24 protein-coding genes are annotated in these 25999 nt (G+C 69.6%); 12 read left to right on the top strand and 12 right to left on the bottom strand.

Features of this window, described 5'->3' with window-relative positions:
• Positions 1 to 48: 48 nt before the first annotated feature.
• Entirely contained in the window at positions 49 to 1548 is a 1500-nt protein-coding gene (locus OOJ98_RS02010) for a peptide MFS transporter (protein ID WP_267052869.1), read from the bottom strand.
• Positions 1549 to 2018: 470 nt separating this feature from the next.
• Between OOJ98_RS02010 and OOJ98_RS02015 the strand changes: the two genes are divergently transcribed.
• Both OOJ98_RS02015 and OOJ98_RS02020 read left to right on the top strand, forming a co-directional pair.
• On the top strand, positions 2019 to 2696 hold the full coding sequence (locus OOJ98_RS02015) for a response regulator transcription factor (RefSeq protein ID WP_100574199.1): 678 nt from the start codon (positions 2019 to 2021) through the stop codon (positions 2694 to 2696).
• 13 nt (positions 2697 to 2709) lie between these two features.
• Positions 2710 to 3981 carry an ATP-binding protein gene (locus OOJ98_RS02020; RefSeq protein ID WP_267052870.1) on the top strand — a complete coding sequence of 424 codons (1272 nt, stop codon included), beginning with the start codon at positions 2710 to 2712 and terminating at the stop codon, positions 3979 to 3981.
• Between the two features lie 78 nt (positions 3982 to 4059).
• Here the strand turns inward: OOJ98_RS02020 and OOJ98_RS02025 are convergent, their stop codons facing one another.
• Complete coding sequence (locus OOJ98_RS02025) at positions 4060 to 4572, bottom strand: GtrA family protein (RefSeq protein ID WP_267052871.1); 513 nt, start codon at positions 4570 to 4572, stop codon at positions 4060 to 4062.
• A gap of 157 nt (positions 4573 to 4729) precedes the next feature.
• Between OOJ98_RS02025 and OOJ98_RS02030 the strand changes: the two genes are divergently transcribed.
• The 4 genes from OOJ98_RS02030 (at position 4730) to OOJ98_RS02045 (ending at position 9209) form a co-directional block, all read left to right on the top strand.
• Positions 4730 to 5869, top strand: a complete 1140-nt coding sequence (locus OOJ98_RS02030) for a 5-(carboxyamino)imidazole ribonucleotide synthase (RefSeq protein WP_267052872.1) — start codon at positions 4730 to 4732, stop codon at positions 5867 to 5869.
• On the top strand, positions 5866 to 6399 hold the full coding sequence (gene purE, locus OOJ98_RS02035) for a 5-(carboxyamino)imidazole ribonucleotide mutase (protein ID WP_267052873.1): 534 nt from the start codon (positions 5866 to 5868) through the stop codon (positions 6397 to 6399). Before OOJ98_RS02030 ends, purE begins: the two co-directional genes overlap by 4 nt.
• Positions 6400 to 6404: 5 nt before the next feature.
• Positions 6405 to 7589 (top strand): dipeptidase, encoded by a 1185-nt coding sequence (locus tag OOJ98_RS02040; protein ID WP_267052874.1) that lies wholly within the window; start codon positions 6405 to 6407, stop codon positions 7587 to 7589.
• Between the two features lie 495 nt (positions 7590 to 8084).
• Positions 8085 to 9209, top strand: coding sequence for a dipeptidase (locus OOJ98_RS02045; protein ID WP_267052875.1), 1125 nt, complete (start codon positions 8085 to 8087; stop codon positions 9207 to 9209).
• A gap of 12 nt (positions 9210 to 9221) precedes the next feature.
• Here OOJ98_RS02045 and OOJ98_RS02050 read toward each other — a convergent pair whose 3' ends face one another.
• Positions 9222 to 10547, bottom strand: a complete 1326-nt coding sequence (locus OOJ98_RS02050; protein ID WP_267052876.1) for a UDP-glucose/GDP-mannose dehydrogenase family protein — start codon at positions 10545 to 10547, stop codon at positions 9222 to 9224.
• A 212-nt stretch (positions 10548 to 10759) separates the two neighbouring features.
• Between OOJ98_RS02050 and OOJ98_RS02055 the strand changes: the two genes are divergently transcribed.
• Positions 10760 to 11926, top strand: a complete 1167-nt coding sequence (locus tag OOJ98_RS02055; RefSeq protein ID WP_267052877.1) for an acyl-CoA dehydrogenase family protein — start codon at positions 10760 to 10762, stop codon at positions 11924 to 11926.
• A 487-nt stretch (positions 11927 to 12413) separates the two neighbouring features.
• Here the strand turns inward: OOJ98_RS02055 and OOJ98_RS02060 are convergent, their stop codons facing one another.
• From OOJ98_RS02060 to OOJ98_RS02075, 4 genes are all read right to left on the bottom strand, one after another.
• Positions 12414 to 12782: a hypothetical protein gene (locus OOJ98_RS02060; protein ID WP_267052878.1), complete on the bottom strand. Its 369-nt coding sequence runs from the start codon at positions 12780 to 12782 to the stop codon at positions 12414 to 12416.
• 484 nt (positions 12783 to 13266) lie between these two features.
• Complete coding sequence (locus OOJ98_RS02065) at positions 13267 to 13467, bottom strand: hypothetical protein (protein WP_267052879.1); 201 nt, start codon at positions 13465 to 13467, stop codon at positions 13267 to 13269.
• On the bottom strand, positions 13464 to 13667 hold the full coding sequence (locus tag OOJ98_RS02070; protein ID WP_267052880.1) for a hypothetical protein: 204 nt from the start codon (positions 13665 to 13667) through the stop codon (positions 13464 to 13466). The genes OOJ98_RS02065 and OOJ98_RS02070 overlap by 4 nt, the downstream gene beginning before the upstream one ends.
• On the bottom strand, positions 13667 to 13891 hold the full coding sequence (locus OOJ98_RS02075) for a hypothetical protein (protein ID WP_267052881.1): 225 nt from the start codon (positions 13889 to 13891) through the stop codon (positions 13667 to 13669). Before OOJ98_RS02075 ends, OOJ98_RS02070 begins: the two co-directional genes overlap by 1 nt.
• 398 nt (positions 13892 to 14289) lie before the next feature.
• Between OOJ98_RS02075 and OOJ98_RS02080 the strand changes: the two genes are divergently transcribed.
• Genes OOJ98_RS02080 through OOJ98_RS02090 form a run of 3 tightly spaced genes read left to right on the top strand, consistent with a single transcriptional unit; the run spans position 14290 to position 15907 of the window.
• A complete protein-coding gene (locus OOJ98_RS02080; RefSeq protein ID WP_267052882.1) occupies positions 14290 to 14529 on the top strand; it encodes a hypothetical protein in 240 nt (79 codons plus the stop codon).
• Positions 14501 to 15028: a DUF6879 family protein gene (locus OOJ98_RS02085; RefSeq protein WP_267052883.1), complete on the top strand. Its 528-nt coding sequence runs from the start codon at positions 14501 to 14503 to the stop codon at positions 15026 to 15028. The genes OOJ98_RS02080 and OOJ98_RS02085 overlap by 29 nt, the downstream gene beginning before the upstream one ends.
• A gap of 18 nt (positions 15029 to 15046) precedes the next feature.
• On the top strand, positions 15047 to 15907 hold the full coding sequence (locus OOJ98_RS02090) for a helix-turn-helix transcriptional regulator (protein WP_267052884.1): 861 nt from the start codon (positions 15047 to 15049) through the stop codon (positions 15905 to 15907).
• 137 nt (positions 15908 to 16044) lie between these two features.
• On the opposite strand, the gene OOJ98_RS02095 is transcribed toward OOJ98_RS02090, so the two are convergent.
• Positions 16045 to 17307, bottom strand: a complete 1263-nt coding sequence (locus tag OOJ98_RS02095) for an LAETG motif-containing sortase-dependent surface protein (protein WP_267052885.1) — start codon at positions 17305 to 17307, stop codon at positions 16045 to 16047.
• 305 nt (positions 17308 to 17612) lie between these two features.
• The gene (locus tag OOJ98_RS02100; RefSeq protein WP_267052886.1) at positions 17613 to 18905 is read right to left on the bottom strand and encodes an LCP family protein; all 1293 of its coding nucleotides are present in this window, start codon (positions 18903 to 18905) and stop codon (positions 17613 to 17615) included.
• Positions 18906 to 19023: 118 nt separating this feature from the next.
• On the opposite strand from OOJ98_RS02100, the gene OOJ98_RS02105 reads away from it, so the two are divergent.
• Positions 19024 to 19548 carry an acyl-CoA thioesterase gene (locus tag OOJ98_RS02105; RefSeq protein WP_114039347.1) on the top strand — a complete coding sequence of 175 codons (525 nt, stop codon included), beginning with the start codon at positions 19024 to 19026 and terminating at the stop codon, positions 19546 to 19548.
• A gap of 37 nt (positions 19549 to 19585) precedes the next feature.
• Here the strand turns inward: OOJ98_RS02105 and OOJ98_RS02110 are convergent, their stop codons facing one another.
• The gene (locus OOJ98_RS02110) at positions 19586 to 21010 is read right to left on the bottom strand and encodes an LCP family protein (protein ID WP_267055474.1); all 1425 of its coding nucleotides are present in this window, start codon (positions 21008 to 21010) and stop codon (positions 19586 to 19588) included.
• A 201-nt stretch (positions 21011 to 21211) separates the two neighbouring features.
• Between OOJ98_RS02110 and OOJ98_RS02115 the strand changes: the two genes are divergently transcribed.
• A complete protein-coding gene (locus OOJ98_RS02115) occupies positions 21212 to 22243 on the top strand; it encodes a glycosyltransferase family 2 protein (RefSeq protein ID WP_267052887.1) in 1032 nt (343 codons plus the stop codon).
• A 113-nt stretch (positions 22244 to 22356) separates the two neighbouring features.
• Here the strand turns inward: OOJ98_RS02115 and OOJ98_RS02120 are convergent, their stop codons facing one another.
• Entirely contained in the window at positions 22357 to 24153 is a 1797-nt protein-coding gene (locus tag OOJ98_RS02120; RefSeq protein WP_267052888.1) for an LCP family protein, read from the bottom strand.
• A gap of 75 nt (positions 24154 to 24228) precedes the next feature.
• Positions 24229 to 25980 carry an LCP family protein gene (locus OOJ98_RS02125; RefSeq protein ID WP_267052889.1) on the bottom strand — a complete coding sequence of 584 codons (1752 nt, stop codon included), beginning with the start codon at positions 25978 to 25980 and terminating at the stop codon, positions 24229 to 24231.
• Positions 25981 to 25999 lie beyond the last annotated feature (19 nt).

The following is a 25999-nucleotide window of genomic DNA, read 5'->3' on the forward strand; positions in this document are numbered from 1 at the left end:
GGCCGCCGCACCGGGAGGTGCGGCGGCCCTTGACGTGCCGGGGCGGTGCTAGTGCACGCCGCCCATGAGCGGCTGGACCTTCCTGCGGTACATGAAGATCGCCACACCGGCGAGGACGGCGAGGCCGCCCTGGCTGGCGAACCAGTACGAGGAGTCGGTCGGCGCGCCGATCAGCTGGAGCAGCGCGATGACGGAGTCGCCGGCCGTGACGGCCAGGAACCAGACGCCCATCATCTGCGAGGCGTACTTCTCCGGCGCCAGCTTGGTGGTGAGCGAGAGCCCGACCGGGGAGAGCGTCAGCTCACCGACGGTCTGGATCAGGTAGACCATGCACAGCCACAGCGGGGTGACCTTGACGCCGCCCGAGGAAGCGGCCTGGGCCAGCATCATCACGAAGAACGACAGGCCGATGAGCGTGAGGCCGAAGGCGAACTTCGACAGCGTGGTCGGCTCCTGGCGGCGCTTGTTCAGGTAGACCCAGAGCCAGGCGAAGACCGGGGCGAGGGCCATCACGTACAGCGGGTTCAGGGACTGGAACCAGCTGGACGGGAAGTTCAGGCCGAACAGGCTGTTCGCGGTGTTGTCCTGCGCGAACACGCTGAGCGTCGAACCGGTCTGGTCGTAGATGCCCCAGAAGACGGCCGCGGCGACGAAGAACCACACGTACGCCGACATCCGCGACTGCGAGACCTCGTCGAGGTCCTTGTCCCGCTTGATGCGCAGCAGGTACCAGGCCGGGATGACGAGGCCGGCGATGGTCAGCGGCCAGATGGCCCAGTCGACCGTGAAGTGGCCCGACACCGCGAGGGCGCCGTAGGCGACGACCGCGACGCCCAGCCACATGACGATCTTCTTGATGATCGAGGCGCGCTCGGTCTCGGACATCGGCGTCGGGACGACGTCGCTGTCGGCCGACATGTGGCGCGAACCGAGGAAGAAGAACAGCAGACCCAGGGCCATGCCGACACCGGCGAGGGCGAAGCCGAAGTGCCAGTTGACCTTCTGGCCGACCGTGCCGATGGTCAGCGGGGCGGCGAAGGCACCGAGGTTGATGCCCATGTAGAAGACCGTGAAGCCACCGTCGCGGCGCGGGTCGTTCTTGTCCGGGTACAGGTGGCCGACCATCGTGGAGATGTTGGCCTTGAGGAGACCCGAACCGAGGGCGATGGCCGCGAGACCGATGAAGAACGAGATCTCGACCGGCACGGCCAGGAGGAAGTGACCGATCATGATGATCGTGCCGCCGACGGCCACGGTCTTGCGGGCACCCCAGGCGCGGTCGGCGAGCCAGCCGCCCGGCAGGGCGAGCAGGTACACCATCGCGTTGTAGACCGAGTAGATCGCGGTGGCCGTGGCCATGTTGAACCCGAGCCCGCCCTGGGACGCCGGGGCGACCAGGTAGAGCACGAGCAGGGCCCGCATGCCGTAGAAGCTGTAGCGCTCCCACATCTCCGTCATGAAGAGGTTGGCCAGGCCGCGGGGGTGGCCGAGGAAGGTCTTCTCGACGCCAGTGGTACTGGCCGAGTCCTTCGTCAGGCTGGACGCCATGGTCGATCCTTGCTTGCTCGGGACGCGCGCTTCGTGAGCGTTGAATCGCGCCCGGTGGGGGAAGGCCGGCACCGGCATGGCGGCTGTCCCCCCAACGCCTTTGGGGTCCGGCTCCGTGGGGGAGACCGGGAAGGACAGACCACACCGGGATCCACACCCCGTGCGCAGGTGTGCGCTGGGGCCCGGCCCGTAGGTCATTCACTGAATCTCAAGACTGGCAAAGCCGGCCCTGTGCAGAAAAGAGACCCTTGGCGCGCCAGGCAGGCCAAAGGTCCACGAGTAGTGCTATAGGCGTTGAGACACCATACGTCACGAGGACGCAGCATATGGAAGGACTTGAGAGATGGATCACAGGCTTCCATGGAACCACTCACCCTGATTCGAAGGTGTTAAACAAGATCGCGTCATAGACCCGCAGGGTGGGTGGATCACCTGACGGATTGCCTCCGCCGCGGACTACCATCACCCCCATGACCCGTGTACTGCTCGCCGAGGACGACGCGTCCATCTCGGAGCCGCTGGCCCGCGCCCTGCGCAGGGAGGGTTACGAGGTCGAAGTCCGCGAGGACGGCCCGACCGCCCTCGACGCCGGACTGCAGGGGGGCGCCGACCTGGTCGTGCTCGACCTGGGGCTTCCCGGCATGGACGGCCTCGAAGTCGCCCGGAGGCTGCGCTCCGAAGGCCACACCGTCCCCATCCTGGTGCTCACCGCCCGCGCCGACGAGGTGGACACCGTGGTCGGCCTCGACGCCGGCGCCGACGACTACGTGACCAAGCCCTTCCGCCTCGCCGAACTGCTCGCACGGGTCCGGGCGCTGCTGCGGCGCGGCGCCACCGAGCCGGCGCCCCAGCCCGCCACCCACGGCGTGCGGATCGACGTCGAGTCGCACCGGGCCTGGATGGGCGACGAGGAGCTCCAGCTCACCGCCAAGGAGTTCGACCTGCTCCGGGTCCTGGTCCGGGACGCCGGCCGGGTCGTCACCCGCGACCAGCTGATGCGCGAGGTCTGGGACACCACGTGGTGGTCCTCGACCAAGACGCTCGACATGCACATCTCGTGGCTGCGCAAGAAGCTCGGCGACGACGCGGCCAACCCGCGCTACATCGCCACCGTCCGCGGAGTGGGCTTCCGCTTCGAGAAGAGCTAGAGCACCAGGGCACATGCGCCGTCGACTGATCAACTCCACACTCGCGGTCGTTCTCGTGGTGATCGCGGTCTTCGGCGTCTCGCTCGTCATCGTCGAGACACGGACCATCAGCAGCAGCGCCCAGGAGAGCGTCGACTCCGAGGCGGTGCGGCTGGTCTCCGTCGTCGACAGCCGCACCCTGGCCAACGAGACCGTCAACGCGCAGGTCCTGGCCGAACAGATCGACCCCAAGCGGTACGCGCGCATCGCGATCCCGGGCCGGCCGGTGATCGAGCTGGGCAAGAAGCCCGAGGGCACCGTCATCAAGGGCACCGCCACCGGTGAGCGCGGCGAGTCCGTCCTGGTCCAGGAGCCCCGCTCCACGGTCACCAAGGAGGTCGGGCGCACCCTGCTGATCATCGGCGCGGTCGCCCTGCTCGCCATCGTCTCCGCGGTGCTCCTCGCCGTACGCCAGGCCAATAAGCTGGCCTCCCCGCTCACCGACCTCGCCGAGACCGCCGAACGGCTCGGCTCGGGCGACCCGCGCCCGCGGCACAAGCGGTACGGGGTGCCCGAGCTCGACCGGGTCGCCGATGTGCTCGACTCCTCGGCCGACCGGATCGGCCGGATGCTCACGGCCGAGCGCCGGCTCGCCGCGGACGCCTCGCACCAGCTGCGGACACCGCTGACCGCGCTCTCCATGCGCCTGGAGGAGATCGCCCTCACCGACGACCTCGACACGGTCAAGGAAGAAGCGATGATCGCGCTCACCCAGGTCGAGCGGCTCACCGACGTGGTGGAGCGCCTGCTCACCAACAGCCGTGATCCGCGCACCGGTTCGGCCGTGGTCTTCTCGCTCGACGAGGTCGTCAAGCAGCAGCTGGAGGAGTGGCGCTCGGCCTACCGCAGCGCGGGCCGCGCGATCGTGCGCTCCGGCAAGACCGGCCTCAAGGCGGTCGGCACGCCGGGCGCGGTGGCCCAGGTGCTCGCCGCGCTGATCGAGAACTCGCTGATGCACGGTGGCGGCACGGTCGCGGTGCGCACCCGCGTCACCGGCAACCAGGCCGTCGTCGAGGTCACCGACGAGGGCCCCGGGGTGCCGCCGGACCTCGGCGCGCGGATCTTCGAGCGGACCATCAGCGGCCGCAACTCCACCGGGATCGGCCTCGCGGTCGCCCGGGACCTCGCGGAGGCCGACGGCGGGCGTCTGGAGATGCTCCAGCAGCAGCCGGCGGTGTTCGCGCTCTTCCTCAGCAGGGAGGCGCGGGGGCGCCGCGAGCCGCAGAGCACGACGACGATCCGCTGACGCCCGAGAGGGCGCTCGGCGGACGCGGGCCGGAGCCGGAGTCAGCGCTCGGCGGGGTCGGCGCTCTGTCCGGTGCGGTCAGCGCTCGGCGGGGACGGCGGGGACGGCGGGCCGGGGGTCGCCGAGAAACGATTCGGCCGTCTGTACTGCCTCCCGGGCCGGGAGGGCGCGGAACACCCAGGTGCGGTAGGACCAGAACCGGAACAGCGTGCCGATTCCGATGCCGAGGAACTTGAAGAAGTTGTTCTGCCACGGGCTGTTCCAGCCGAAGCCGTACGTCGCCGCGTACAGGATGCCGTTCTCGATCACCGCGCCGACCGCGCTGAACAGCAGGAACAGCGTGAGCTCACGGGCCCGGCCGCTCTTCTCGCGGTCGCGGTAGGTGAAGTAGCGGAACCCCACGTAGTTGAACGCGATCGCGATGGCGGTGGCGAGCAGGCTGGCCCGCACCACCTGGAGCTCGGTCGCGTGCCGCAGCAGGTTGAAGGCGCCCATGTTCACGAGCACCCCGAGCCCGCCGACCGCGCCGAACTTGGCGACCTCGCGTACGAGCAGTCGCAGCCGCGATGGCGATGCGCCCTGTGCACTCATGGTGATCGCCCAGCCCCGTCCGAGTAGGTGTGCTTTTCGTGCCAGTCAACCCGCCCATGCTAACCACCCCCTCGCCGCGACGCCCCGTGCGAGCCCCCGAAGGCCGCCGGAACCCGGCCCCTACGGGCGGCGCGGAAGCGGCGGATACCCTGGAGGCGTGACGTTCCCGGTAGTCGGCATGGTCGGCGGCGGTCAGCTCGCCCGCATGACCCACGAGGCGGGCATCCCCCTCGGCATCAGATTCAAGCTCCTCAGTGACACCCCGCAGGACTCGGCGGCCCAGGTGGTGAGCGAGGTCGTCGTCGGCGACTATCGCGACCTGGACACGCTGCGTGACTTCGCGCGCGGCTGTGACGTGATCACCTTCGATCACGAACATGTGCCGACCGAGCATCTGCGGGCCCTGGAAGCGGACGGCATCGTCGTCCGGCCGGGGCCCGACGCGTTGGTGCACGCCCACGACAAGGGGGTGATGCGCGCCCGGCTCACCGCGATCGGCGCGCCCTGCCCCCGGCACCGCATCGTGGCCGACCCGGCCGACGTGACGCGGTTCGCCGACGAGGGCGACGGCTATCCCGTCATCCTCAAGACGGTGGTGGGCGGGTACGACGGCAAGGGCGTGTGGTTCGTGCGCTCCGAGGCGGACGCGCACGACGCCTTCAAGGCGGGCGTCGACGTCCTCGCCGAGGAGAAGGTGGACTTCGTGCGGGAGCTGGCGGCCAACGTCGTCCGCTCGCCGCACGGCCAGGCGGTGGCCTACCCCGTCGTCGAGTCCGTCCAGGTCGACGGCGTGTGCGACACGGTGATCGCCCCCGCGCCCGACCTCGACGACGAACTCGCGGGCGGGGCCCAGCAGCTCGCCCTGCGCATCGCGTCCGAACTCGGCGTCGTCGGCCACCTCGCCGTCGAGCTCTTCGAGACGCGCGACGGACGGGTCCTCGTCAACGAGCTGGCCATGCGCCCGCACAACTCCGGCCACTGGACCCAGGACGGCGCGATCACCTCGCAGTTCGCCAACCACGTCCGCGCCGTCCTCGACCTCCCCCTGGGCGACCCGCGCCCTCGGTCGAAGTGGACCGTGATGTGCAACGTGCTCGGCGGCGACTACCCGGACATGTACTACGCGTACCTGCACTGCATGGCCCGCGACCCGCAGCTCAAGATCCACATGTACGGCAAGGAAGTGAAGCCCGGCCGCAAGGTGGGCCACGTCAACACCTACGGCGACGACCTCGCCGACGTCCGTGAGCGGGCCCGCCACGCGGCCGACTACCTCAGAGGAACGATCACCGAATGAGCACCACCACTGGTCCCGTCATCGGCATCGTCATGGGCTCGGACTCCGACTGGCCCGTCATGGAGGCCGCCGCCAAGGCGCTCGACGAGTTCGAGATCCGCTACGAGGTCGACGTCGTCTCGGCGCACCGGATGCCGCGCGAGATGATCGCGTACGGCGAGCACGCCGCCGAGCGCGGCCTCAAGGCGATCATCGCGGGCGCGGGCGGCGCCGCCCACCTGCCCGGCATGCTCGCCTCCGTGACCCCGCTCCCGGTGATCGGCGTGCCCGTGCCGCTGAAGTACCTGGACGGCATGGACTCGCTGCTGTCCATCGTGCAGATGCCGGCCGGCGTGCCCGTCGCCACCGTCTCCGTGGGCGGGGCGCGCAACGCGGGCCTCCTCGCGGCGCGCATCCTCGCCACCCAGGACGCCGAACTCCTCGCCCGCATGCGGGAGTTCCAGCAGGAGCTGAACGACCAGGCCACCGAGAAGGGCAAGCGGCTGCGGACGAAGGTCGAGGGTTCGGGCGCCTTCGGTTTCGGAAAGTGAGTGCCATGAGCCACCTCGACGAAGCCCGCGACCTGCTCGCCCGCCACCCCGTGGTCGACGGCCACAACGACCTGCCCTGGGCGCTGCGCGAGAAGGTCCGCTACGACCTGGACCGCTGCGACCTCACGACCGACCTGACCGGCCGCACCCACACCGACATCCCCCGGCTGCGGGCCGGCGGGGTCGGCGCGCAGTTCTGGTCCGTGTACGTACGCACCGACCTGGCCGGCGACCAGGCGGTCAGCGCGACCCTGGAGCAGATCGACTGCGTCGACCAGATGCTCGCGCGCTACCCCTGCGACCTGGCGCCCGCGCTCACCGCGGACGACATGGAGGCGGCCCGCGCGGAGGGCCGCATCGCCTCCCTCAAGGGCGCCGAGGGCGGCCACTCGATCAACGAGTCCCTCGCCACGCTGCGCGCCCTGTACGCGCTCGGCGTGCGCTACATGACGCTCACGCACAACTCCAACCTGGCGTGGGCCGACTCGGCGACGGACGTGCCGAACGTGGGCGGGCTCTCGCCGTTCGGCCACGCCGTCGTCCGCGAGATGAACCGCATCGGCATGCTGGTCGACCTGTCGCACGTGGCGGCGACGACGATGCGGGACGCGCTGTCCACGTCGGTGGCGCCGGTGATCTTCTCGCACTCCTCCGCGCGGGCGATCTGCGACCACCCGCGCAACGTGCCGGACGACGTGCTGGCCCAGCTCCCCGCCAACGGGGGCGTGGCCATGGCCACGTTCGTGCCGAAGTTCATCCTGCCGGCGGCGGTGGCGTGGACGCAGGCCGCGGACGAGAACCTGCGGGCGCACGGGCTGCACCACCTGGACACCTCGCCGGAGGCGATGAAGCTCCACGAGGCGTTCGAGGCGACGAATCCGCGGCCCGTCGCGACGGCGTCCACGGTCGCGGACCACCTGGACCACATGCGGGAGGTCGCCGGGGTCGACCACGTGGGCATCGGCGGCGACTTCGACGGCACCGCCTTCACCCCGTCCGGCCTGGACGACGTCTCGGGCTACCCCACCCTGGTGGCCGAGCTGCTCTCCCGGGGCTGGTCCTCGGCGGACCTGGCGAAGCTGACGTGGTCGAACGCGGTACGGGTGCTGCGGGACGCGGAGTCGGTCTCGCGCGAGCTCCGCCCGCTGCGGGGCCCGTCCAACGCGACCCGCCAGACCTTGGACTCCTGAGCCCCGCGGGACGCTGCGCTTGGCAGCCCGGTTTCGTCGGGTGCGGACCGTGGTGGGGCGCCCGCGCAGTTCCCCGCGCCCCTGGCGGGATCGGTGCCGGGCAGCATGCGCATCCTCAGCCCGTGCGGCGTTGGACCCCGGTTTCGTCTGCGGGCCGTGTGGGGTTGGGCGCGCAGTTCCCCGCGCCCCTGGCGGGATCGGTGCCGGGCAGCGTGCCGGGCTGGGCGCGCAGTTCTCCGCGCTCCTGGCGGGATCGGTGCCGGGCAGCGTGTGCATCCTCAGCCTGTCCGGCGTTTGAGGACGAGGGCCGTTCAGGCGCGAACCGGGGTCTGGGGCGGAGCCCCAGGATCTTGTCCCCCCGGGAGGGTTTCGGGAAGGGGTGGGGTGGGGCGCGTGTTCCTGGAGTCCCCCGAACGGCTCGTTCGTCGCGACCCCGCCGACACCCCGTGAAACGGTGACCGTACTGCCGTCCACCGCCGATCCCGGGAGCCCGTCATGGCAGATCTGCAGGACGACCCCCAGAACACCTCGGCGATCGGGGAGCTCGATCAGCCGAGCCCCCCTCCGGCCCCCGAGCCCCCGCAGCCGCTCGACGACGACGGCCTGGACCGCGCCCGCGCGCTCCTCGCCGCACACCCCGTCGCCGACGGGCACAACACCCTGGCGAAGGCGCTCGCCGCGACCCCCTGGCACGATCTGGAGGTCGGCGAGAGCGCCCTCGACACCGACATCCCGCGGCTGCGGGCCGGCGGCGTCGGCGCGCAGTTCTGGGCGCTGACCGCCGAGCCCGACGGCACCGACCCGGCCGGCACCACCCTGGAGCGCCTCGACCGGATCCGCTCGCTGATCGCGTCGTGTCCCCAGTGGCTGCGACTCGCGCTCACCGCGGGCGACCTCGCCGACGCCCGCAACTGCGGCCGGATCGCCTCGTTCCTGGGGCCGGTCACCGCGCAGGCGCTGGGCGATTCGCTCGGCACCCTGCGGGCGTACCACGTCCTCGGGGTGCGGGCCCTCGCGCTCGGCCCGGGTACCCGCTGGACCGAGCCCGGCCTGACCCGCTTCGGCCTGGAAGTGGTGCGCGAGGCGAACAGGATGGGGATACTGCTCGACCTGTCCGGCTCCACCGAGGGCACCTGGCGCCGCACGCTCGACGCGTCCACGGCACCGTCGCTGCTCTCGCGTTCGGCGGCGGCCTCGCTCACCCGGCACCCGCTGAACGCCAGTGACGAGCTGCTCGCGGAACTCGGCGCGCACGGCGGGGTGTGCCTGGTGAGCTTCGCCCCCGAGCAGATCGAACGGAGCGGCTCCGCAGTCTCCGTACGGGACGTCGCCGATCACATCGAGCGGGTGCGGGACGTGGCGGGCCCGAGCCACGTGGGCCTCTCGGGAACGTACGGCCTGACCACCGGCGCCCCGCGCACCACCGGCCTCGAAGACGCCTCGTGCTATCCCAACCTGATCGCGGAACTCCTCGACCGTGGCTGGACCGAGACCGAGATCGCGGCGCTGACCTGGGACAACCTGGTACGGGTGGTGCGGGACGCGGAGTTCACGGCACGGGCGACGGCGACCCGCAGGGCCCCGTCGAGCGCCACCATCGAGGAGCTCGACGGGCCCTGAGCGGGCGGGGCGTCAGGCGCGCGGGCGGCCCATCGCGCGGTACGTCCAGCCGGCGTCACGCCACGTGGCCGGGTCGAGCGCGTTGCGCCCGTCCAGGATGATGCGGGACGCGGCGGCCCCGGCCAGCACGGCGGGGTCGAGGTCGCGGAACTCGCGCCACTCGGTGAGGTGCAGGACGACGTCGGCGCCGCGTACCGCGTCGAGCGCGGTGGGTGCGTAGCCGAGCGTGGGGAAGACGCGGCGGGCGTTGTCCATGCCCTTCGGGTCGTACACCGTGACCTGGCCGCCCTGGAGGTGGATCTGCCCGGCGACGTTGAGGGCGGGGGAGTCGCGCACGTCGTCGGAGTCCGGCTTGAAGGTGGCGCCCAGCACCGCGACCCGCTTGCCGAGGAAGGTCTCGCCGCCCACCGCCTCGCGGGCCAGCTCCACCATGTGGCCGCGGCGGCGCATGTTGACCGAGTCGACCTCGCGCAGGAAGGTCAGCGCCTGGTCGGCACCGAGCTCGCCGGCGCGCGCCATGAACGCGCGGATGTCCTTGGGCAGACAGCCGCCGCCGAAGCCGATGCCGGCCCGCAGGAACTTCTTGCCGATCCGCTCGTCGTGGCCGAGCGCCTCGGCGAGCTTCACCACGTCGCCGTCGGCGGCCTCGCACACCTCGGCCATGGCGTTGATGAAGGAGATCTTGGTGGCGAGGAAGGAGTTGGCGGCGGTCTTGACCAGCTCGGCGGTGGGGAAGTCGGTCACCACGAACGGCGAGCCCTCGCCGATGGGCCCCGCGTACACCTCGCGGAGCAGCTTCTCCGCGCGCTCGCTCTCGACGCCGACCACGAGCCGGTCCGGGTGCAGGGTGTCGTCGACGGCGAAGCCCTCGCGCAGGAACTCCGGGTTCCACGCCAGCTCCACGCCGTCGGGCAGCACGGCCGCGAGCCGGGCCGCCGAGCCGACCGGCACCGTGGACTTGCCCACGACGAGCGCGCCGTCGCGCAGATGTGGGGCGAGCGAGCCGAAGGCGGCGTCGACGTAGCTCATGTCACAGGCGTACTCGCCGTGCTTCTGCGGGGTGTTCACGCAGACGAAGTGCACATCGCCGAACGCGCCGACCTCCTCCCAGGAGGTGGTGAAGCGCAGCCGGCCCGTGGCGCCCTCGATGCCGGCGACGTGCTTGCCGAGCAGCTCTTCGAGACCGGGCTCGTACATGGGGACGCGGCCCTGGCTCAGCATCTCGATCTTCTCGGGCACCACGTCGAGCCCGAGCACCTCGAACCCCAGCTCGGCCATGGCCGCGGCATGGGTGGCCCCGAGATATCCGGTGCCGATCACGGTGATCTTGAGGGCCATGCGTGCTCCTGGAGGTGCGGGCTCGGAGAGGGGCGGCAAACGCGCTGCCCGAGCATAGTCGGCACCGGGCGTGGCCTCTTTTCCGGGCTGTTCCCGCGCTGTTCCCAGGTTCTTCCCGGGCTGTCGCCAAGCTCACGTATGCCTGAGGCGCCCCGGCCCCCTAAAATTAGGTTACTTAACGGTAGTTAGCGTCCCTTGGGGAGTGAGAGACCTTGGCCGGAACGGCTGGCAACTCGGATTTCGACCTGTACCGCCCGTCCGAGGAGCACGACATGCTCCGCGACGCCATCCGCTCGCTCGCCGAGGCGAAGATCGGCCCGTTCGCGGCCGAGGTCGACGAGCAGGCGCGCTTCCCCCGGGAGGCGCACGACGCGCTGGTCGCCAACGACCTGCACGCCGTGCACGTGCCGGAGGAGTACGGCGGCGCGGGCGCCGACGCGCTGGCGACCGTCATCGTGATCGAGGAGGTCGCGCGGGTCTGCGCCTCCTCCTCCCTCATCCCGGCCGTCAACAAGCTCGGCTCGCTCCCGGTGATCCTCTCCGGCTCCGAGGAGCTGAAGAAGAAGTACCTCGGCCCGCTCGCCAAGGGCGAGGGCATGTTCTCGTACTGCCTCTCCGAGCCGGACGCCGGCTCCGACGCGGCCGGCATGAAGACCAAGGCCGTGCGCGACGGCGACTTCTGGGTCCTCAACGGCGTGAAGCGCTGGATCACCAACGCCGGTGAGAGCGAGTACTACACGGTCATGGCCGTGACCGACCCGGAGAAGCGCTCGAAGGGCATCAGCGCCTTCGTCGTGGAGAAGTCGGACGAGGGCGTCTCCTTCGGCGCCCCCGAGAAGAAGCTCGGCATCAAGGGCTCGCCGACCCGCGAGGTCTACCTCGACAACGTCCGCATCCCGCTCGACCGCATGATCGGCGAGGAGGGCACGGGCTTCGCGACCGCGATGAAGACCCTGGACCACACCCGCATCACCATCGCGGCCCAGGCCCTCGGCATCGCGCAGGGCGCCCTCGACTACGCCAAGGGCTACGTCCAGGAGCGCAAGCAGTTCGGCAAGCCGATCGCCGACTTCCAGGGCATCCAGTTCATGCTCGCCGACATGGCCATGAAGCTGGAGGCGGCCCGCCAGCTCACGTACGCGGCCGCCGCGAAGTCCGAGCGCCTCGACGGCGACCTGACGTTCTTCGGCGCGGCAGCCAAGTGCTTCGCGTCCGACGTCGCGATGGAGGTCACCACGGACGCCGTGCAGCTCCTCGGCGGCTACGGCTACACCCGCGACTACCCGGTCGAGCGCATGATGCGCGACGCGAAGATCACGCAGATTTACGAGGGCACGAACCAGGTCCAGCGCATCGTGATGTCGAGGAACCTGCCGTAGCAGGGTTTTCGCAGGTCAGCTGCCTTATCGGGTAATCGGGGAGTGGCTGTCGGCTTCCGCTCCGTTCGGGTTCGTTGCCGGCTGTTCCTAGGCGTCATGCTGGGGTAATCCTGGTCGGCGACTGGGTGCGAAACGCGCGCTGACCTGCAAAACAAAGAGGCCCCCGGCATGACGCCGGGGGCCTCTTTCGTGTAGCTGTCTCAGGCAACTTCGTCTCGCTCGGTGGGGTCGTCCGCGCCGGGGGTCGGCATGCTTGCGATGGCTGCCCGTCCGCGCTGCTCGGCTCCTTCGAAGATGTAGTGGTAGTGCTCGCGAATACTGGGTGAGGTTCGCGCGGAGTACAGCGAAGGTATTGGAACTCCCAAAGAACCACGGCGTGTGGGGGCCGGAGAGCCTGTTGTTCCCGAACGTCACCCGGACCGGATGCGTGTACGCCTCGTACTTCTACCGGCAGATCTGGCTGCCAGCGACAGACCGTTCTGCGTCCCTAGTGCTCTGACCGCAAAGGTCCACCTGGTTTGCTGCACTCCTGGTGGGGTCTTTTCCTGGGCTCGTTCTCGATCTCGGCAGAGAGCACGACCATGTTGTGCAGATGCGTGTAGTACCTGGCCGCGTACTCGTCTTCGATCGATGGAATGACCTTTGCGAACGCCGACGTCAGCCTTGTCAGGCGCACGCGGGCCTGTTCGCTGCTGAACAAGCCTTCGTGGACGCAGGCGGCGTAGTCATAGGCGTCCGAGTCGAGCATCACCATGTCCCAGCCCTCGACGTCCAAGCCGCGGAAGCCGGGTGGGAACGGCCTGACCATGTGCTCTGCCATCATCTGTGCAAGAACGTCGAGCTTCTCATCAAGCATGGGGAGATCCTGCCAGGCAACTCGGCGAACCTTTGCGGGCACAGCACTAGAGAGGCCCCGCCACCCTGAGAAGAGGAAGGGTGACGGGGCCGGCCCCTCACCGCCGCAGGCAGGTACCAGCCGCCTGCGGCGGCACCCTATTGGGGCGGACCGGGCCGGGAGCTTGAGCGCGTCTTCTCAGTGAGGGGACACGACCTGTCCCTACTCCGGGTTGTCCGGTCGGGGGAATGAGGCCCGCTCCTGCCACATCGCGCCGCCGCGACCATGGAAAGAGCGGGTGTATCAGGCGCCGATCAGGTCGGCGCAGAAGTGGAGGACCCACATCACGAGGGCCCAGCAACACACCGCCAAGAGGAGTACGACACCGAGGCTGATGTGCACAACGGGGCCCGGGACGTGCTCGGCGGCTTCCTTTGCGGCCTTCTCCTCCTCCTGCTTCTCCCAACAGGAATGGCAATGGCCGGGCTTGCCAGCCTTGGGTATCTCACCGTCCATATCCACCGTCCCGATAGGCGTCCGGGATGCACAGGCACGTCCAGTAGTCCCATGCGCCCCCGTTCACCATGTCGATGAACACGCAGTTGCGGACGCCGTGGCACTTGGGGCAGTGGAGCGAGCCGCCTATGTACGCCTTCTTGAAGAACTCCACGACGTCCGCGTAGCGCGGATCAATCCATTCGGTCACGGCGCCTGGCGGTCGAGGAAGCGGACCACCACACCCCGGCGCCGAACCTCCGCCATGAACGCATACGGGCCGAGGCCACGGGCCCCGGTCGTCACCGTCGCCCCGTTCTCCTGGGCCACCTTCAACGCCAGCCGATACAACTCGGCCATCGTCTCGTCAGGACTCAACTCCTCGGGCGTGTAGGGCGCCTGCTGACTCATTAGGGCCCGATGTTGTCGAGGCTCCCGACCCTGATCACATCCGCCAGCTTCGCGGCCAGATCGGCGGGCAACTGCCCCACATCCACCCACGCCGTCCCTCGGCGGTTCACCATCGGCCGCAGATGCGTGACCTGGGTCTCTCCGGCCCCCATGTCGCTCAGGGCCGTTCTGAGCGTGTCCGTGGCGTCCTGGGCGCGATCCCACGCCGCACGCCACTCCTGCATGTCCATCATCGACGGCCCCGCTTCGCGTGCGGGTGATTGCGCACCTCCGCCGCAGCGTTGTAGGCACCGCTCCACATGTTGGCCTTCTTTGCCTCTTCCAGCTCCCTCACGAGTGCCGCGCAGACCCCGCAGCCGTCAGCCGGAGCGCAGTCGTACAGAAAGGCCTCCACCGCCCCAGGCAACTCCACTGGCGGCTGTGGGTACTTGAATGGAGTAGTCATGGCTTCCCCTCGCGCTTCGTTGCGGTGAGTCCCAGTCTGGGAGGGCCGGTCGAGCCGGAGAAGCGGTGTTGCGGGATGTTGCACGAGTCCCTTCGTTTGCGTGACCATGGCTGTCCTGCTCCGGCAGAGTGAGTGCCGTGCAACAGCACACAACGACTCTCTCCAGGGAGGCGCACTGTGGGTTACACCTTCATCGGCAAAGATCCCGAGTCGGGCGAAGAGGGCTGTCCGGCCGTGTGGGTTGGCGACGATGGGCAGTTGCTTGTCCAGGGCCGCCTTGCGGACGCTGAGGCCCAGTCGCGGACCGTATCGGACTCGCCCCGAGCTGAGGATGAGTCGCTGATCGTTCTGGAACCGAGGATGATCCCGCTTCTCAAGGAGGCTATTCGTGCCGCAGAGTCCATCGAGGTTCGCTGAACTCCTCGGCCAGACTCGCCGATATGCGCTCCATCTCGAAACCCGAGATTCCTACGCGGTGCCCGGCGAGTCGCCCCGGTTCGATGCCTGGCTGTCTGGTGAGCGCACTGATTGGGAGGACCGCGCGTCGTGGTGGGGCAACTGGCACACCATGGTCAAGGACGCGACAGAACGTGGCGTCGTTGTACGTCGCGCCAGGGTGGTCGGTGAGCCCGTATCGGACTACATCCGGTGGGAACACTTCATCACGTACGGGAACGTCGCATGTGGTGAGGAAGTCCGTTGGCTCCCGCGCCGACGGGCGTCGGACCTGTCCCTGCCGGGAAACGACGTGTGGATCTTCGACGACAAGGTCGTCCAGTTCAATGTGTTCGACGGCAATAGCCGGTGGGTGCACACGGACTTCGCCGAGGACGTGGACCTGATCACGCGGTGCACGGACATGTTCGAAGCCGTCTGGGAGCGTGCTATCCCGCACGACGAGTACAAGATCGTCTAACAGAACAGCGGCCAGTCGATGACCTCTCCACTGTCTACGTCCCAAGCGGCGCACAAGGCAGTTGCCGAACGCCTCAATCGCATGATGCAGGAGGCTGAGCTATCAGGGGCTCAACTGGCCGCTCTCTGCGGATGGCACAGGGCCAAGACGCATCGCATCATCCAGTTGAAAGTCCTGCCCAAGCCTGCCGACATCCGTGCGTGGTGCGCCGCTTGCGGGCGCCTTGGGGAGGCCGATGCGATCATCGAGACCTCACGGAACGCCAGGAACCTGTACGCCGAGTGGAAACAGGTCTACAAGGCGCGTGGCGGCATGGCTCAGACGCAACGGACCACCAATCTCTACCGCGACACTCAGATGTTCCGCGTCTACAGCGGAAACGTCTATCCGGGCACGCTCCAGACACCCGAGTACAGCCGTTCAGTCCTCCGCAAGCTTCAACGCTTCTTCCTCCTGCCCGATGAGGTGGAGGAGGCCGTCCAGGCCCGCCAGGAGCGTTCCCGCGTTGTCTTGTGCGAAGGTCGTCACGTGCTCTCTGTCGTGATGGAGGAAGCGACCCTCTACGTGTCGATCCTTCCTGGCAATCTGCACGCCGAACAACTTCGATACATGCTCTCTGTCATGGGGCGTCCGAACGTATCGATCGGGATCATTCCCTCGGGTGCGTCGCGCGAGATCTGGCCCCTGGAGACCTTCTATGCCTTCGACTCGACCGAGGTCCGTATCGAGACACTGACGGCGCAGGTGAAGGTGACCAGCGGCCACGAGGTGCAGGAATACCTTCGGGCCTTTGCCTCGCTGTCACGGAGCGCCGTCTACGGCGACGCGGCACGGGAGCTGATCCACAAGGCTGCTCAAACCGCTGAGGGAACGGTGTAGGCGTGCAAGCCAGAGCCCTAGAAGCTTGGTGGTGATCATGGGGAAATGCTGGAGGGAGCCGCGCTAGACCGAGTCGAAGAAGGGCCCGCACCCGGTATGTGCCACGGATGCGCGCCCTTCGGCCCGGGGTGGGGGCGTCAGCCCCGGTCGGCGGAGCTGCGGCGGCGGGTGGCGACGACCGCTCCCGCGCCGAGCACCACGGCCGCCGCGCCCGCGAGGGCGAGCTGCGGGGTCGCCGAGGACGAGCCCGTCGCGGCCAGGGCGCCGGTGGGCGGGGTGCCCGTGGTGGTCAGCGGGGTCGAGCCGCCCTGCGCGGTGGGCGTCGAGCCGCCGGACGCGGGCTGCGCGGGCGGCGTCGGCCGGTCCTTGTCCTCGGTCGGCTGCGGCTTCGCGGCGTCCCCGGCCGGCTTGCTCCCGGCGGGCAGCACCTTGAACTTGTAGCCCTTCATCGGGCCCAGGATGCAGGGGCTGTACGCGTCGGACGCGTCGCCCGCGATCACCGCGTCGCCGTGGTCCGCCGTGGACGCGGAGTCCACGGTCAGACGGGCCTTCACCTCGATCGAGGAACCGGGCTTGACGCCGGTCGCGGACGCGACGTGGTTCTCCATCGGCTCCAGGACCTTCCAGACCGTGCCGTCGAGCCACTGCGTCTTGGCGCCCTTCCCCGCGTGGACCTCGAACAGCGGGCGCACGTCGAGAGTGCGGTCGGTGCCGTTGGACACCTGGAACGAGAAGTCGACCGAGGAGCCGGCGACGACCTCCGCGGGCAGGCCCTTGATCTGCGAGGTCAGCCCCGTCAGGCGCACGCACTCGCCGGCCGCCCTGAGCGCCGCGTCGGCGTCCTTCTTCGCCTTCTCGGCCTTGTCCTTGGCCTCGCTCGCGGCGTTGCCCTTGCGCAGGGCGGCCATCCGCAGTTCGGTGAGGGCGTCTCCCTCGGTCTTCTTCCTGGCGTCGGCCGCCGTCAGGGCCGTGGCGGCCTCCTCGGCGGTGGCCTCGGCGTCGGTGACCGCGTTCTGCGCGGCCGCCTTCTCCTCGGCGCTCGCGCTCTCGGGGAGCGCGTCGAGCTTCGCCTTCGCCTCGGTGACCGCCTTGTCGGCGGTCGCCTTCGCCGCCTTGGCCTCCTCGGCGGCGGCGAGCGCGTCCCGGAAGGGCTTGGCCTCCGGGGCGTCGATCTTCATGAGTTGGTCGAGGACGGCCTGCTGGTCCTCGTGGGCCTTGAGGGCCGCGTCGTACGCCTTCGCCGCGTCGGCCGCGGCTTTCTCCAGCTCTGCGTACGTGGGCTTCTGCGCCTGCGCCGCGGGCTTCGCCTCGGCGGCGGACGCGGGGGACACGGAAAGCAGCACGGCCGGGGAGGTCACGGCGGCGGCGACGGTGGTGGCGAGAATGCGACGGATATTCAAGTGAGCCCTTTTCTGGGTCCGAAAAGCTGTGCCGTCAGCGCCGCGGATGAGGTCACGCCGCGCGACGGCAGTGATCGTATGGCCGCAATTGAGCGAGAGAAAAGGCAGTTGATCCGGGGGTGAAAGTGGTACCTAGCACTCCGGGGGAGTCAATAGGGACATAGGTGGACAGTTGTGCAGGGTTCCTGTGGTTCTGCTGTGAGCCATGTCATGCGCCCGGGTCCGTCGGATGCCCGGCGTACGGAAAAGGCCCGGCCCGCCGCGTGCAATGCGGCGGGCCGGGCCCGAATACCCTGCGGGGCGGCCTACTTGACCGTCACCGCGTCGTCGTTCTTCAGCTCCTTGACCAACTGCGCCACCTTGGTCTTGTCCCAGAGCAGCGAGGTCTGCGGGCCGTCGCCCGCCACCGGCATGTTCATCGAGATGCCGTCGCCGCTCGTGATGCCCTTCATCGCCCAGAACATCGACCCCAGATCGAACAGGCTCATGTCCTTGTCGACGATCAGGGTGTCGAGGCCCGCGCCCATCACCGGATACAGCTTGAAAGGATTGAGCAGGGTGGTCGGCGTCGCCGTCTGGCTGGCGAGCGCGGAGAGGAACTTCTGCTGGTTCTTCGTGCGCTCCAGGTCACCGGCGGCATATCCGTGCCGGTTGCGGACGAACGCGAGGGCCTGCTGGCCGTCGAGGGTCTGCTTGCCCTTCTTGAAGTCCGCGCCGGAGTCCTTGTCCTTGATGTCCTGCGGAATGTCGATGTCCACTCCGCCGACCGCGTCCACGATGTTCGCGAATCCCGCGAAGCCGATTTCCGCGTAGTGGTCGATGTGCAGCCCGGTGTTCGCCTCGATGGTGCGGACGAGGAGTTCGGGGCCGTCGATGGAGAACGCCGCGTTCAGCTTGTTCTTGCCCTTGGCCGGGATCATGTGACCGCTCTCGGATCCCTTGAAGTTCGGGATCGTCACCCATGAGTCGCGCGGCAGCGAAACCATGGTGTTCCCGTTGTCGCCGGTGTGCAGCAGGATCATCGAGTCCGTGCGCTTGCCGTCGGCCGAGCCGGTGTGCAGCTTCTTCTTCTCGTCGGCGGACATGCCGTCGCGGGAGTCGGAGCCGACGATCAGGTAATTGGTGCCCTTGCCCGCGTCGGGCCGGTCTATGACCTTGGACAGGTCGACCTCGCGGCGCACCTTGCCGTCCGCCCAGAAGTACGTGGCGACCGACGTGACCAGGAGCACGACCACCAGGGACAGCACGCCGACCGTGATGCGCTTGCGCCAGTTCGGCGGCGCCCCCGGCCTGCGCCCGCCCCCGCCGCCGGGGCGGCCGGGGCCGCCGGGTCCCGCAGGACCCCGGCCCGCGGGGCTGCCGTAGACGTGGCCCTCGCTGTAGCCGTTGTCGTACGAGCCCTGGGCGGGCACGCCGCTCTGGCCGTACGGGGGCTGTCCGTACCCGTCGTCGTAGCCGGGCTGCTGCTGGGGGACGGGGCGCTGGACGTGCCGCATCCGGCGCGCGCCCTCGGGCTGCGCGGCGGAGCTGCCGCGGCCGTAGGCGTCGCGGTCACCGGTTCCGCGGGCATTGCTGCCGGCGTCGGGCCAATCGTTCATACGGTCCAGCATGCACGGCGGCCCCCCGCCCCTGACAGAGCGGGGGTGATTTCGGGGCAGGGCTGTTGCAAGGCTGATGCAATGAGCCCGAAAGCGTCCGGCGCCTAAAGTAGTACGCATGACTGATCTTCCGGGCAAGCCGACCTCGGCCTCCCGAACCACCCTGAGCCACATCATGACCACCCACGACACCAACCTCCTCGGCACGGTGCACGGCGGCGTGATCATGAAACTGGTGGACGACGCCGCGGGCGCGGTCGCCGGACGCCACTCGGGCGGGCCCGCCGTCACCGCCTCCATGGACGAGATGGCGTTCCTCATGCCGGTCAGGGTCGGCGACCTGGTGCATGTGAAGGCCCAGGTCAACTGGACGGGCCGGTCCTCCATGGAGGTCGGCGTACGCGTCCTCGCCGAGCGCTGGAACGAGTCGACCCCGGCCCAGCAGGTGGGCTCCGCCTACCTCGTCTTCGCGGCCGTCGACGCCGACGGCAAGCCCCGTCGGGTGCCGCCCGTGCTCCCCGAGACCGAGCGGGACGAGCGCCGCTACCAGGAGGCCCAGATCCGCCGCACGCACCGGCTCGCCCGGCGCCGCGCGATCATGGACCTGCGCGAGAAGCGCGCCGCCGAGGGCCTGGACGACTAGTCGCCCGATCCGGTCCGAAGGCCTGCGACGTCGCAGGTCAGGGGCAGACCACCCGGTCTCCGGTCACCGTGCCGAAGTCACCCTGCGGCTGCTCCTCGGCCCGTACCGGCACGACGTCCTTGAAGTCGGCGCCCGCCGTCACCTTCATCGTGGCGCCGAGCCCCTTGACCGCACGCAGCTCGCTGCCCGGCAGGGCCAGCGCCAGGGACTTCGCCGAGCGGTCCCAGCGCGGGTCGTACTCGATGAGGGTGCGGTGCATGTCGAGGTTGGCGCTGGCCAGCGGGGCGCGGCTGGTCCGGAACCCGGTGGCGTGCAGTGCGTCGTCGACGCGGCGCCCGAGCCCGTCGGTACGGGTCCCGTTGTAGACCTGCACCCTGATCTGCTCGGGGGCGACCTCGACCACCGCGCCGGGCTCCTTGTGCGGCGGCTTGGCGTCCTTCGCGGCCGGCGGCGCCGCGGGCTTCGCCGGGGCCGGCTTCGGCGGGGCGTGCGGGGCGAGCGGCTTGTCGTCGCGCAGCAGCTGGAAGAGCTTCTTCGCCTTCGCGTCGTCCCACTTCACGGTCGACCCGACGCCCTTGACCTGGAAGCCGAGCTGGCCGAGCGGCACCGTCGTGAAATCCGACGACGAGGGCGAGAACCCCTTCATCGCGGCGGTGAAGCTCAGCATCTCCTCCACCCCGAAGCCCTCGTCGGTCCGTACGGAGGAGAGCAGGGACGAGGCGACCTCGCGGAACTTCACCGGGTTCAGGAGCACCCCGTTGCTCGTCGCCTTCTCGACGAGCGCGGCGAGGAAGCGCTGCTGGCGCTGCATCCGGCCGAGGTCGGCGGAACCGTCGGTGTGCCGGGAGCGCACGTACTGGAGCGCCTCGCCGCCGCCCAGCTGATGGGTGCCGGCCGCGAGGTCGAGGCCGGTGTAGGAGTCCTTCATGGGGCGGGCCGTGCAGATCTGCACGCCGCCGACCACGTCGACCGTCTTCATGAAGCTGGTGAAGTCGACCTCCATGTAGTGGTCGATCTTCAGGCCCGTCATGCCCTCGACGGTGCGCACGGTGAGCGAGGGGCCGCCCTCGGCGTACGCCGCGTTCAGCTTCACCGGGTGCCGGGCGTGCTTCTCGCCGGTCGCCCCGTCGGTGTGCTCGGGGACCTCGGCGTAGGAGTCGCGCGGCAGGCTCACCACGCTGACCCGGTCCCGCTCCGCCGACACGTGCACCATCATGATCGTGTCCGTGCAGTGGCAGGGCGCTCCACCGAGCCGGTACTTCTGCTTCTCCTCCGGGGTGATCTTGTCCCGCCCGTCGGTGCCCACCAGCAGGATGTTGGTGCCCCGGCTGCCCTGCGGCCGGTTCTTCATGTCGCGGAACGGATCCACCCGGCCGATGCCGCCGTCCAGGCTGGTCACCACCGCGTGCCCGACCCCGCCCGCGCCGAGCACCAGGACGGACAGCGTGGTGGCGAGCCGCATGCCCCAGCGGGGCCGCTCGTCCTGCTGTCTGCTGCGGGGCTGACCGGGTCGTACGGCTCGCTGGCGGGGCGGCGTGGGCACGGGGACCTCCGCGGGTGACAGGGGGATCTTGAGCACCGTAGGCCCATACGATCAGCTGGCCCGTGCACCGCCCCGGCCGCCGCGCGACCTTGTCCCCCGTTCGCGGTAACGTGACCACCGATGAACGCCATGCCTGCTGTCTCCGTGATCATGCCGGTCCTCAATGAGGAGCGGCATCTGCGCAACTCGGTCCGTCACATCCTGGAACAGGAGTACGCGGGCGAGATGGAGGTGGTGATCGCGCTCGGCCCGTCCACGGACCGCACCGACGAGATCGCCGCCGAACTGGTGCGGGAGACCGCATCCGATGAACGGGCCCGGGTGCACACCGTGCCCAACCCCACCGGCCGCACGCCCGCCGCCCTGAACGCAGCCATCAAGGCCTCGCGCCACCCGATCGTGGTACGCGTCGACGGCCACGGCATGCTCTCGCCGAACTACATCGCCACCGCCGTACGTCTCCTGGAGGAGACCGGCGCGCAGAACGTCGGCGGCATCATGCACGCCGAGGGCGAGAACGCCTGGGAGGACGCGGTCGCCGCCGCGATGACGTCGAAGATCGGCGTCGGCAACGCGGCCTTCCACACCGGAGGCGCGGCCGGCCCGGCCGAAACCGTGTATCTGGGTGTCTTCCGCCGCGAGGCCCTGGAGCAACAGGGCGGCTACAACGAGGAGTTCATCCGCGCCCAGGACTGGGAGCTGAACTTCCGGATCAGGGAGGCCGGCGGCCTCATCTGGTTCTCGCCCGAGCTCAAGGTCCAGTACCGGCCGCGCCCTTCGGTCAAGGCGCTCGCCAAGCAGTACAAGGACTACGGGCGTTGGCGCCATGTGGTGGCCCGCTACCACGAGGGCTCCATCAACCTGCGCTATCTCGCGCCGCCGACCGCCGTCTGCGCGATCGCGGCCGGCGTCGTGGTGGGCGCCCTCGTCACACCGTGGGGCTTCGTGATCCCGGCCGGCTACCTGGCCGCGATCGCCGCGGGCTCCCTCCCGGCCGGCAAGGGGCTCTCGCTCAAGGCCCGCGCGCAGATCCCGGTGGCGCTCGCCACCATGCACATGTCGTGGGGCTTCGGCTTCCTCACCAGCCCGAAAGCGCTGGCCCGCAAGGTCATCGCGAGCCGCCGCCCGGCCGTGCGGACCACATCCGTCTGACCCGTACGCGACGCCCGTACGCGACGCCCGTACGTGAGGCCCGTGGGTGACGAACGCGAGGGGGCGCCCGGTGCTTCCGGCACCCGGCGCCCCCTCGTCCGTACGCCCGCCGGCTAGAAGCGGTACGGCGCGTACACCTCCATGCAGGCGCCCTTGTCCGCTCCGTTGACCGTCTCGGTGTCCTTGAGCGGGTCGGAGGCCTTGGCGTTGGACTTCGGGTAGCTGTCGCCAGTGCGCCAGTCGCCGCCGACCACCAGGGTCAGGGCCTTCACGTCGGTCGCCTTGACGGCGCTCGTCGGCAGGCCGAGGGCGGTGGCGACCGACTCGGCGTCCGCCTTGCCCTGGGCGCCCGCGCCCTTGGGGTAGTCGACCTCGCTGGCGGCGGCCGGGTCGCTGGAGCCCGTCGCGGACTTGGCGAAGCCCTTGGCCTTGAGGGCGGTGACCACCTCGGTGGCGCGGCCCTTGACGGCGACCCGGCCGTTGGTGCCGGTGCCGTTGACCACGGTCACCGCGAGCGAACCGGGGGCCGCCGCGGCCGGTCCCTTGGCGGGGGTCGCCGAGGGCTTGGCGCCGCTCTTGCCGTCGTCCTTGCCGTCCAGCGGCTTGTCGTCGCGCAGCAGCGCCCACAGGGCGTCCGCCTTGATGGTGTCCGGCACCACGTGCGCGTCCGGGTCCTTGGGGTCGGGCAGCCGCGGCATGGTCAGCATGTTGATGCGGTCCATGGGGATGTCCTTGAGCTCCATGCCCAGGTCGAACAGCTTCTTGACGGTGCCGAGTTCCGAGGAGACCTGGAGCGACTTGGTCGCCGTCTCCGCGATGTCCATGAGGCGGCCCGTGTCGGTGAACGCGTTCTGGTCCTTGAGGTTGCGGATCACCGAGTTCATGTACATGTGCTGGGCCTCGGAGCGGCCGATGTCGCTGCCGAAGGCGTGCCGGGTGCGCAGCCACTGGAGGGCCTGCTCGCCCTTGACGGTGTGGTTGCCCGCCGTCAGGTGGAGGTGCGAGCCGCCGGGCTGGGCCTTGGTGGGGTGGTCGTCGATGTTCTGCTTCACACAGACGTCGGCGCCGCCCACGGCGTCCGATATCGCGACCACACCCGCGAAGTCGACCATCATCCAGTGGTCGATGTAGATACCGGTGAGCTTCTCCCAGGTGTCCAGGACACAGCCCGCGCCGCCGCGCCCGAGCGCCTCGTTGATCACGTTGTCGGTGGGCGCGTTGACCTTGTTCGTGTCGGGGTCCTTGCACTCGGGGATGTTCACCCGGGTGTCGCGCGGGATGCTCACGACCGAGGCGTTCTTGCGGTCGGCGGAGACGTGCAGCAGCATCTGTACGTCCGCGTGGGGCGCGCTGCCCCGGTTGTCCTTGGCGCCGCCGAGCGCGACGTTGGCGTCGGTGTTGCGGCTGTCGGAGCCGATCAGGAGGATGTTCAGCGGGGTCTGGCCCTGGGCGTTCGGCGCGGCCTTCTTGGCGTCGCTGCCGCCCGCACTGCGGTCGCCCTTGCGGATGTTGCCGTTGAGGTGCTGGTAGTACAGATAACCGGCGCCGGCCGTCCCGAGTATGAGCAGCGCCAGCGCGATCGCGGTCCACTTCACTATCCGGTGCTTGCGTTTGCTCCGTCTGCGGCGGCCGCCCTTGCCGGAGCGCCCGCCGTCGGACGCCGAGCCCGGTTCCGGCTCGGGCTTCGATGCCGGTTCCCTAGCGGATCGCGCCCCGGCCGCCGGCGGAGCGTCGTGGCCCCCGGCCGCGCCGGAGCCTTCCGGCCCGCCTGCCCGGCCGGGCACGCCGGGTCTGTCCGTCGCGGTCCCGCCGGACGTGTCGTCCCCGTACAGGCTCTCGTCCCAGCCGAGTTCGCCCGCGTGCTCGACACGGCCGTGCGTCCCCTCCCCGCGCACGCTGTTCTTCCCCACCCCGATACCCCCCTGTTGTTCAGACTCCCCCTGAGGCCCGGACGGGCCGTGAGTCTGCTGTGTGGCGCACGCCGGTTATTTGGCGCACACCGACTTGTCGGCTTCGACCTTCTGAATGCCCTCCGGTGCCTTGGCCGGAGGGGCGATGGGTGTTCCCGCCTGGCTGAAGTCGGGGCCGAGGGTCAGCACCATGGGCTGCTTGCCCACGGCGTCCTTCGTGCCCGGCTTCAGCGCCGACGCGGACAGACCCAGCAGGTCCGCGAGCTTGCGGGCCTGGTCGGCCTGGTTGGGCGCGTAGGCGAGCTCGGTGGCCGGCACCTTCTGCGGTGCGTTGGAGCCGTTGCTCGACTTGAGTACGCCCTGCTGGTTCTGGAGCCAGGTCAGCATGAATCCCGCCGCGCCCGCCTTCGCGCCGCCGTTGAGCACGGTGACCCGTACGTCGGAGGCCTTGGCGCGGGGGCCGTTCAGCCGGGCCGCCGTCTCGGCCTCGGCCGCGCTCTTGGACGCCGCCTCCTTCTGCTTCACCTCGGTGAGCGAGGTGTCGGCGCGCATCATCGCGAACAGCGGGTCGGCCTTCGACGGGTCCGGCACCACCGTGATGTGGTTCTTGCCCTCGGCCGGGTTGTCCATGACCGGCAGCGTGGTGAAGGTGATGTTCTTGGCGTCGATCTTGCCGAGGACCTGGGCGAGGTCGGTCAGCTTCTTGATACTGCCTATCCCCGAGTCGACCGTGAGCGCCTTGGTCGCCGCGTCCGCGAGTCCGTACAGCTTGGTCGGGCTGCCCAGGGTGTCGTCCGACTTCATCTGCCGGATCATCGAGCCGATGAACTGCTGCTGCTGCTTGATCCGGTCGAGGTCGCTCTCGTTGCCGAAGCTGTGCCGGGTGCGGACGAACGCGAGGGCCTGCTCGCCCTTGACGGTGCTCTGACCGGCGGGCAGCTTCAGATGCGACTTGGGGTCGTTGACCGCCTTGGCGAGGCAGATCTTGACACCGCCGACGGCCGTGGACAGCTGCTTGACGGCGTTGAAGTCGGCCATCATGAAGTGGTCGACGGTGAGCCCGGTGATCGCCTTGACCGTACGCATGGTGCAGCCCGGGTCGCGGCCCTCCTGGCCGAGGCTCGTGTTGAACCGTACGTTCTTCTCGCCCGCCACCGTCTTGGTGGAGCCGTCCTTCTGCTTGGTCGGGCAGGCCGGGATGTCGGTGATCATGTCGCGCGGGATGGAGAGCGCCGTCGCGTTGGTCCGGTCCGCCGAGACGTGGAAGAGGATGTTGGTGTCGGCGTGGCCCTCGCTGCCGGCGTCGCCGTACCCCTCGTTGCCCTTGCCGGTCCGCTTGTCGGTGCCGATGACGAGGATGTTGAACGCCCCGTCGGGCACCGAGCTCTTGCTGCCCGCGTCGCCCACGTCGACGGTGCTGATGTTGCCGTTGAAGTGCTGGTAGAGCCAGTAGGCGCCGCCCGAGCCGACGACGAGGACGAACCCCATCACGCCGCCCGTCCACAGCAGGACCTTCTTCTTGCGGGTCGCCCTTGGCTTGCGCTTGCGGCGGCCCTGCGCGTCGGGGGACTCCCCGGAGGGGGCCTTGCCGGAAGGGGCCTTGCCGGCCCGGCGGTTGCGCTGGCCCGGCACCTCACGGCGCCCGGAACGCCCGGACTGCCCCGGTTCCGACTCCGGTGCCCGGCGCGACGAGGGACGGCGGGGGCCGGGGGGCGACTGCGGTCCGGAGGGGTTCAGTCGCAGTTCGTAAGTGCCGGTCTCCGGGTTGAGGACCCACTGGTCTGCGGGGTCGACGTCATCGGCCCGGCCACGGCTCTGCGCATCCACGGTTGCTTCTGTCCTCCGT

The sequence above is a fragment of the Streptomyces sp. NBC_00083 genome, from assembly GCF_026343295.1.
GTDB lineage: Bacteria > Actinomycetota > Actinomycetes > Streptomycetales > Streptomycetaceae > Streptomyces.

Excerpts from the sequence above, each read along its gene's own strand:
- OOJ98_RS02100 (WP_267052886.1), bottom strand. The coding sequence starts at position 18,905 with ATGAACGATTGGCCCGACGCCGGCAGCAATGCCCGCGGAACCGGTGAC.
- OOJ98_RS02090 (WP_267052884.1), top strand. The coding sequence starts at position 15,047 with ATGACCTCTCCACTGTCTACGTCCCAAGCGGCGCACAAGGCAGTTGCC.
- OOJ98_RS02060 (WP_267052878.1), bottom strand. The coding sequence starts at position 12,782 with ATGCTTGATGAGAAGCTCGACGTTCTTGCACAGATGATGGCAGAGCAC.
- OOJ98_RS02015 (WP_100574199.1), top strand. The coding sequence starts at position 2,019 with ATGACCCGTGTACTGCTCGCCGAGGACGACGCGTCCATCTCGGAGCCG.
- OOJ98_RS02040 (WP_267052874.1), top strand. The coding sequence starts at position 6,405 with ATGAGCCACCTCGACGAAGCCCGCGACCTGCTCGCCCGCCACCCCGTG.
- OOJ98_RS02115 (WP_267052887.1), top strand. The coding sequence starts at position 21,212 with ATGAACGCCATGCCTGCTGTCTCCGTGATCATGCCGGTCCTCAATGAG.
- OOJ98_RS02020 (WP_267052870.1), top strand. The coding sequence starts at position 2,710 with ATGCGCCGTCGACTGATCAACTCCACACTCGCGGTCGTTCTCGTGGTG.
- OOJ98_RS02025 (WP_267052871.1), bottom strand. The coding sequence starts at position 4,572 with ATGAGTGCACAGGGCGCATCGCCATCGCGGCTGCGACTGCTCGTACGC.
- OOJ98_RS02070 (WP_267052880.1), bottom strand. The coding sequence starts at position 13,667 with ATGAGTCAGCAGGCGCCCTACACGCCCGAGGAGTTGAGTCCTGACGAG.
- OOJ98_RS02105 (WP_114039347.1), top strand. The coding sequence starts at position 19,024 with ATGACTGATCTTCCGGGCAAGCCGACCTCGGCCTCCCGAACCACCCTG.
- OOJ98_RS02010 (WP_267052869.1), bottom strand. The coding sequence starts at position 1,548 with ATGGCGTCCAGCCTGACGAAGGACTCGGCCAGTACCACTGGCGTCGAG.
- OOJ98_RS02050 (WP_267052876.1), bottom strand. The coding sequence starts at position 10,547 with ATGGCCCTCAAGATCACCGTGATCGGCACCGGATATCTCGGGGCCACC.
- purE (WP_267052873.1), top strand. The coding sequence starts at position 5,866 with ATGAGCACCACCACTGGTCCCGTCATCGGCATCGTCATGGGCTCGGAC.
- OOJ98_RS02075 (WP_267052881.1), bottom strand. The coding sequence starts at position 13,891 with ATGCAGGAGTGGCGTGCGGCGTGGGATCGCGCCCAGGACGCCACGGAC.
- OOJ98_RS02045 (WP_267052875.1), top strand. The coding sequence starts at position 8,085 with ATGGCAGATCTGCAGGACGACCCCCAGAACACCTCGGCGATCGGGGAG.
- OOJ98_RS02110 (WP_267055474.1), bottom strand. The coding sequence starts at position 21,010 with ATGCGGCTCGCCACCACGCTGTCCGTCCTGGTGCTCGGCGCGGGCGGG.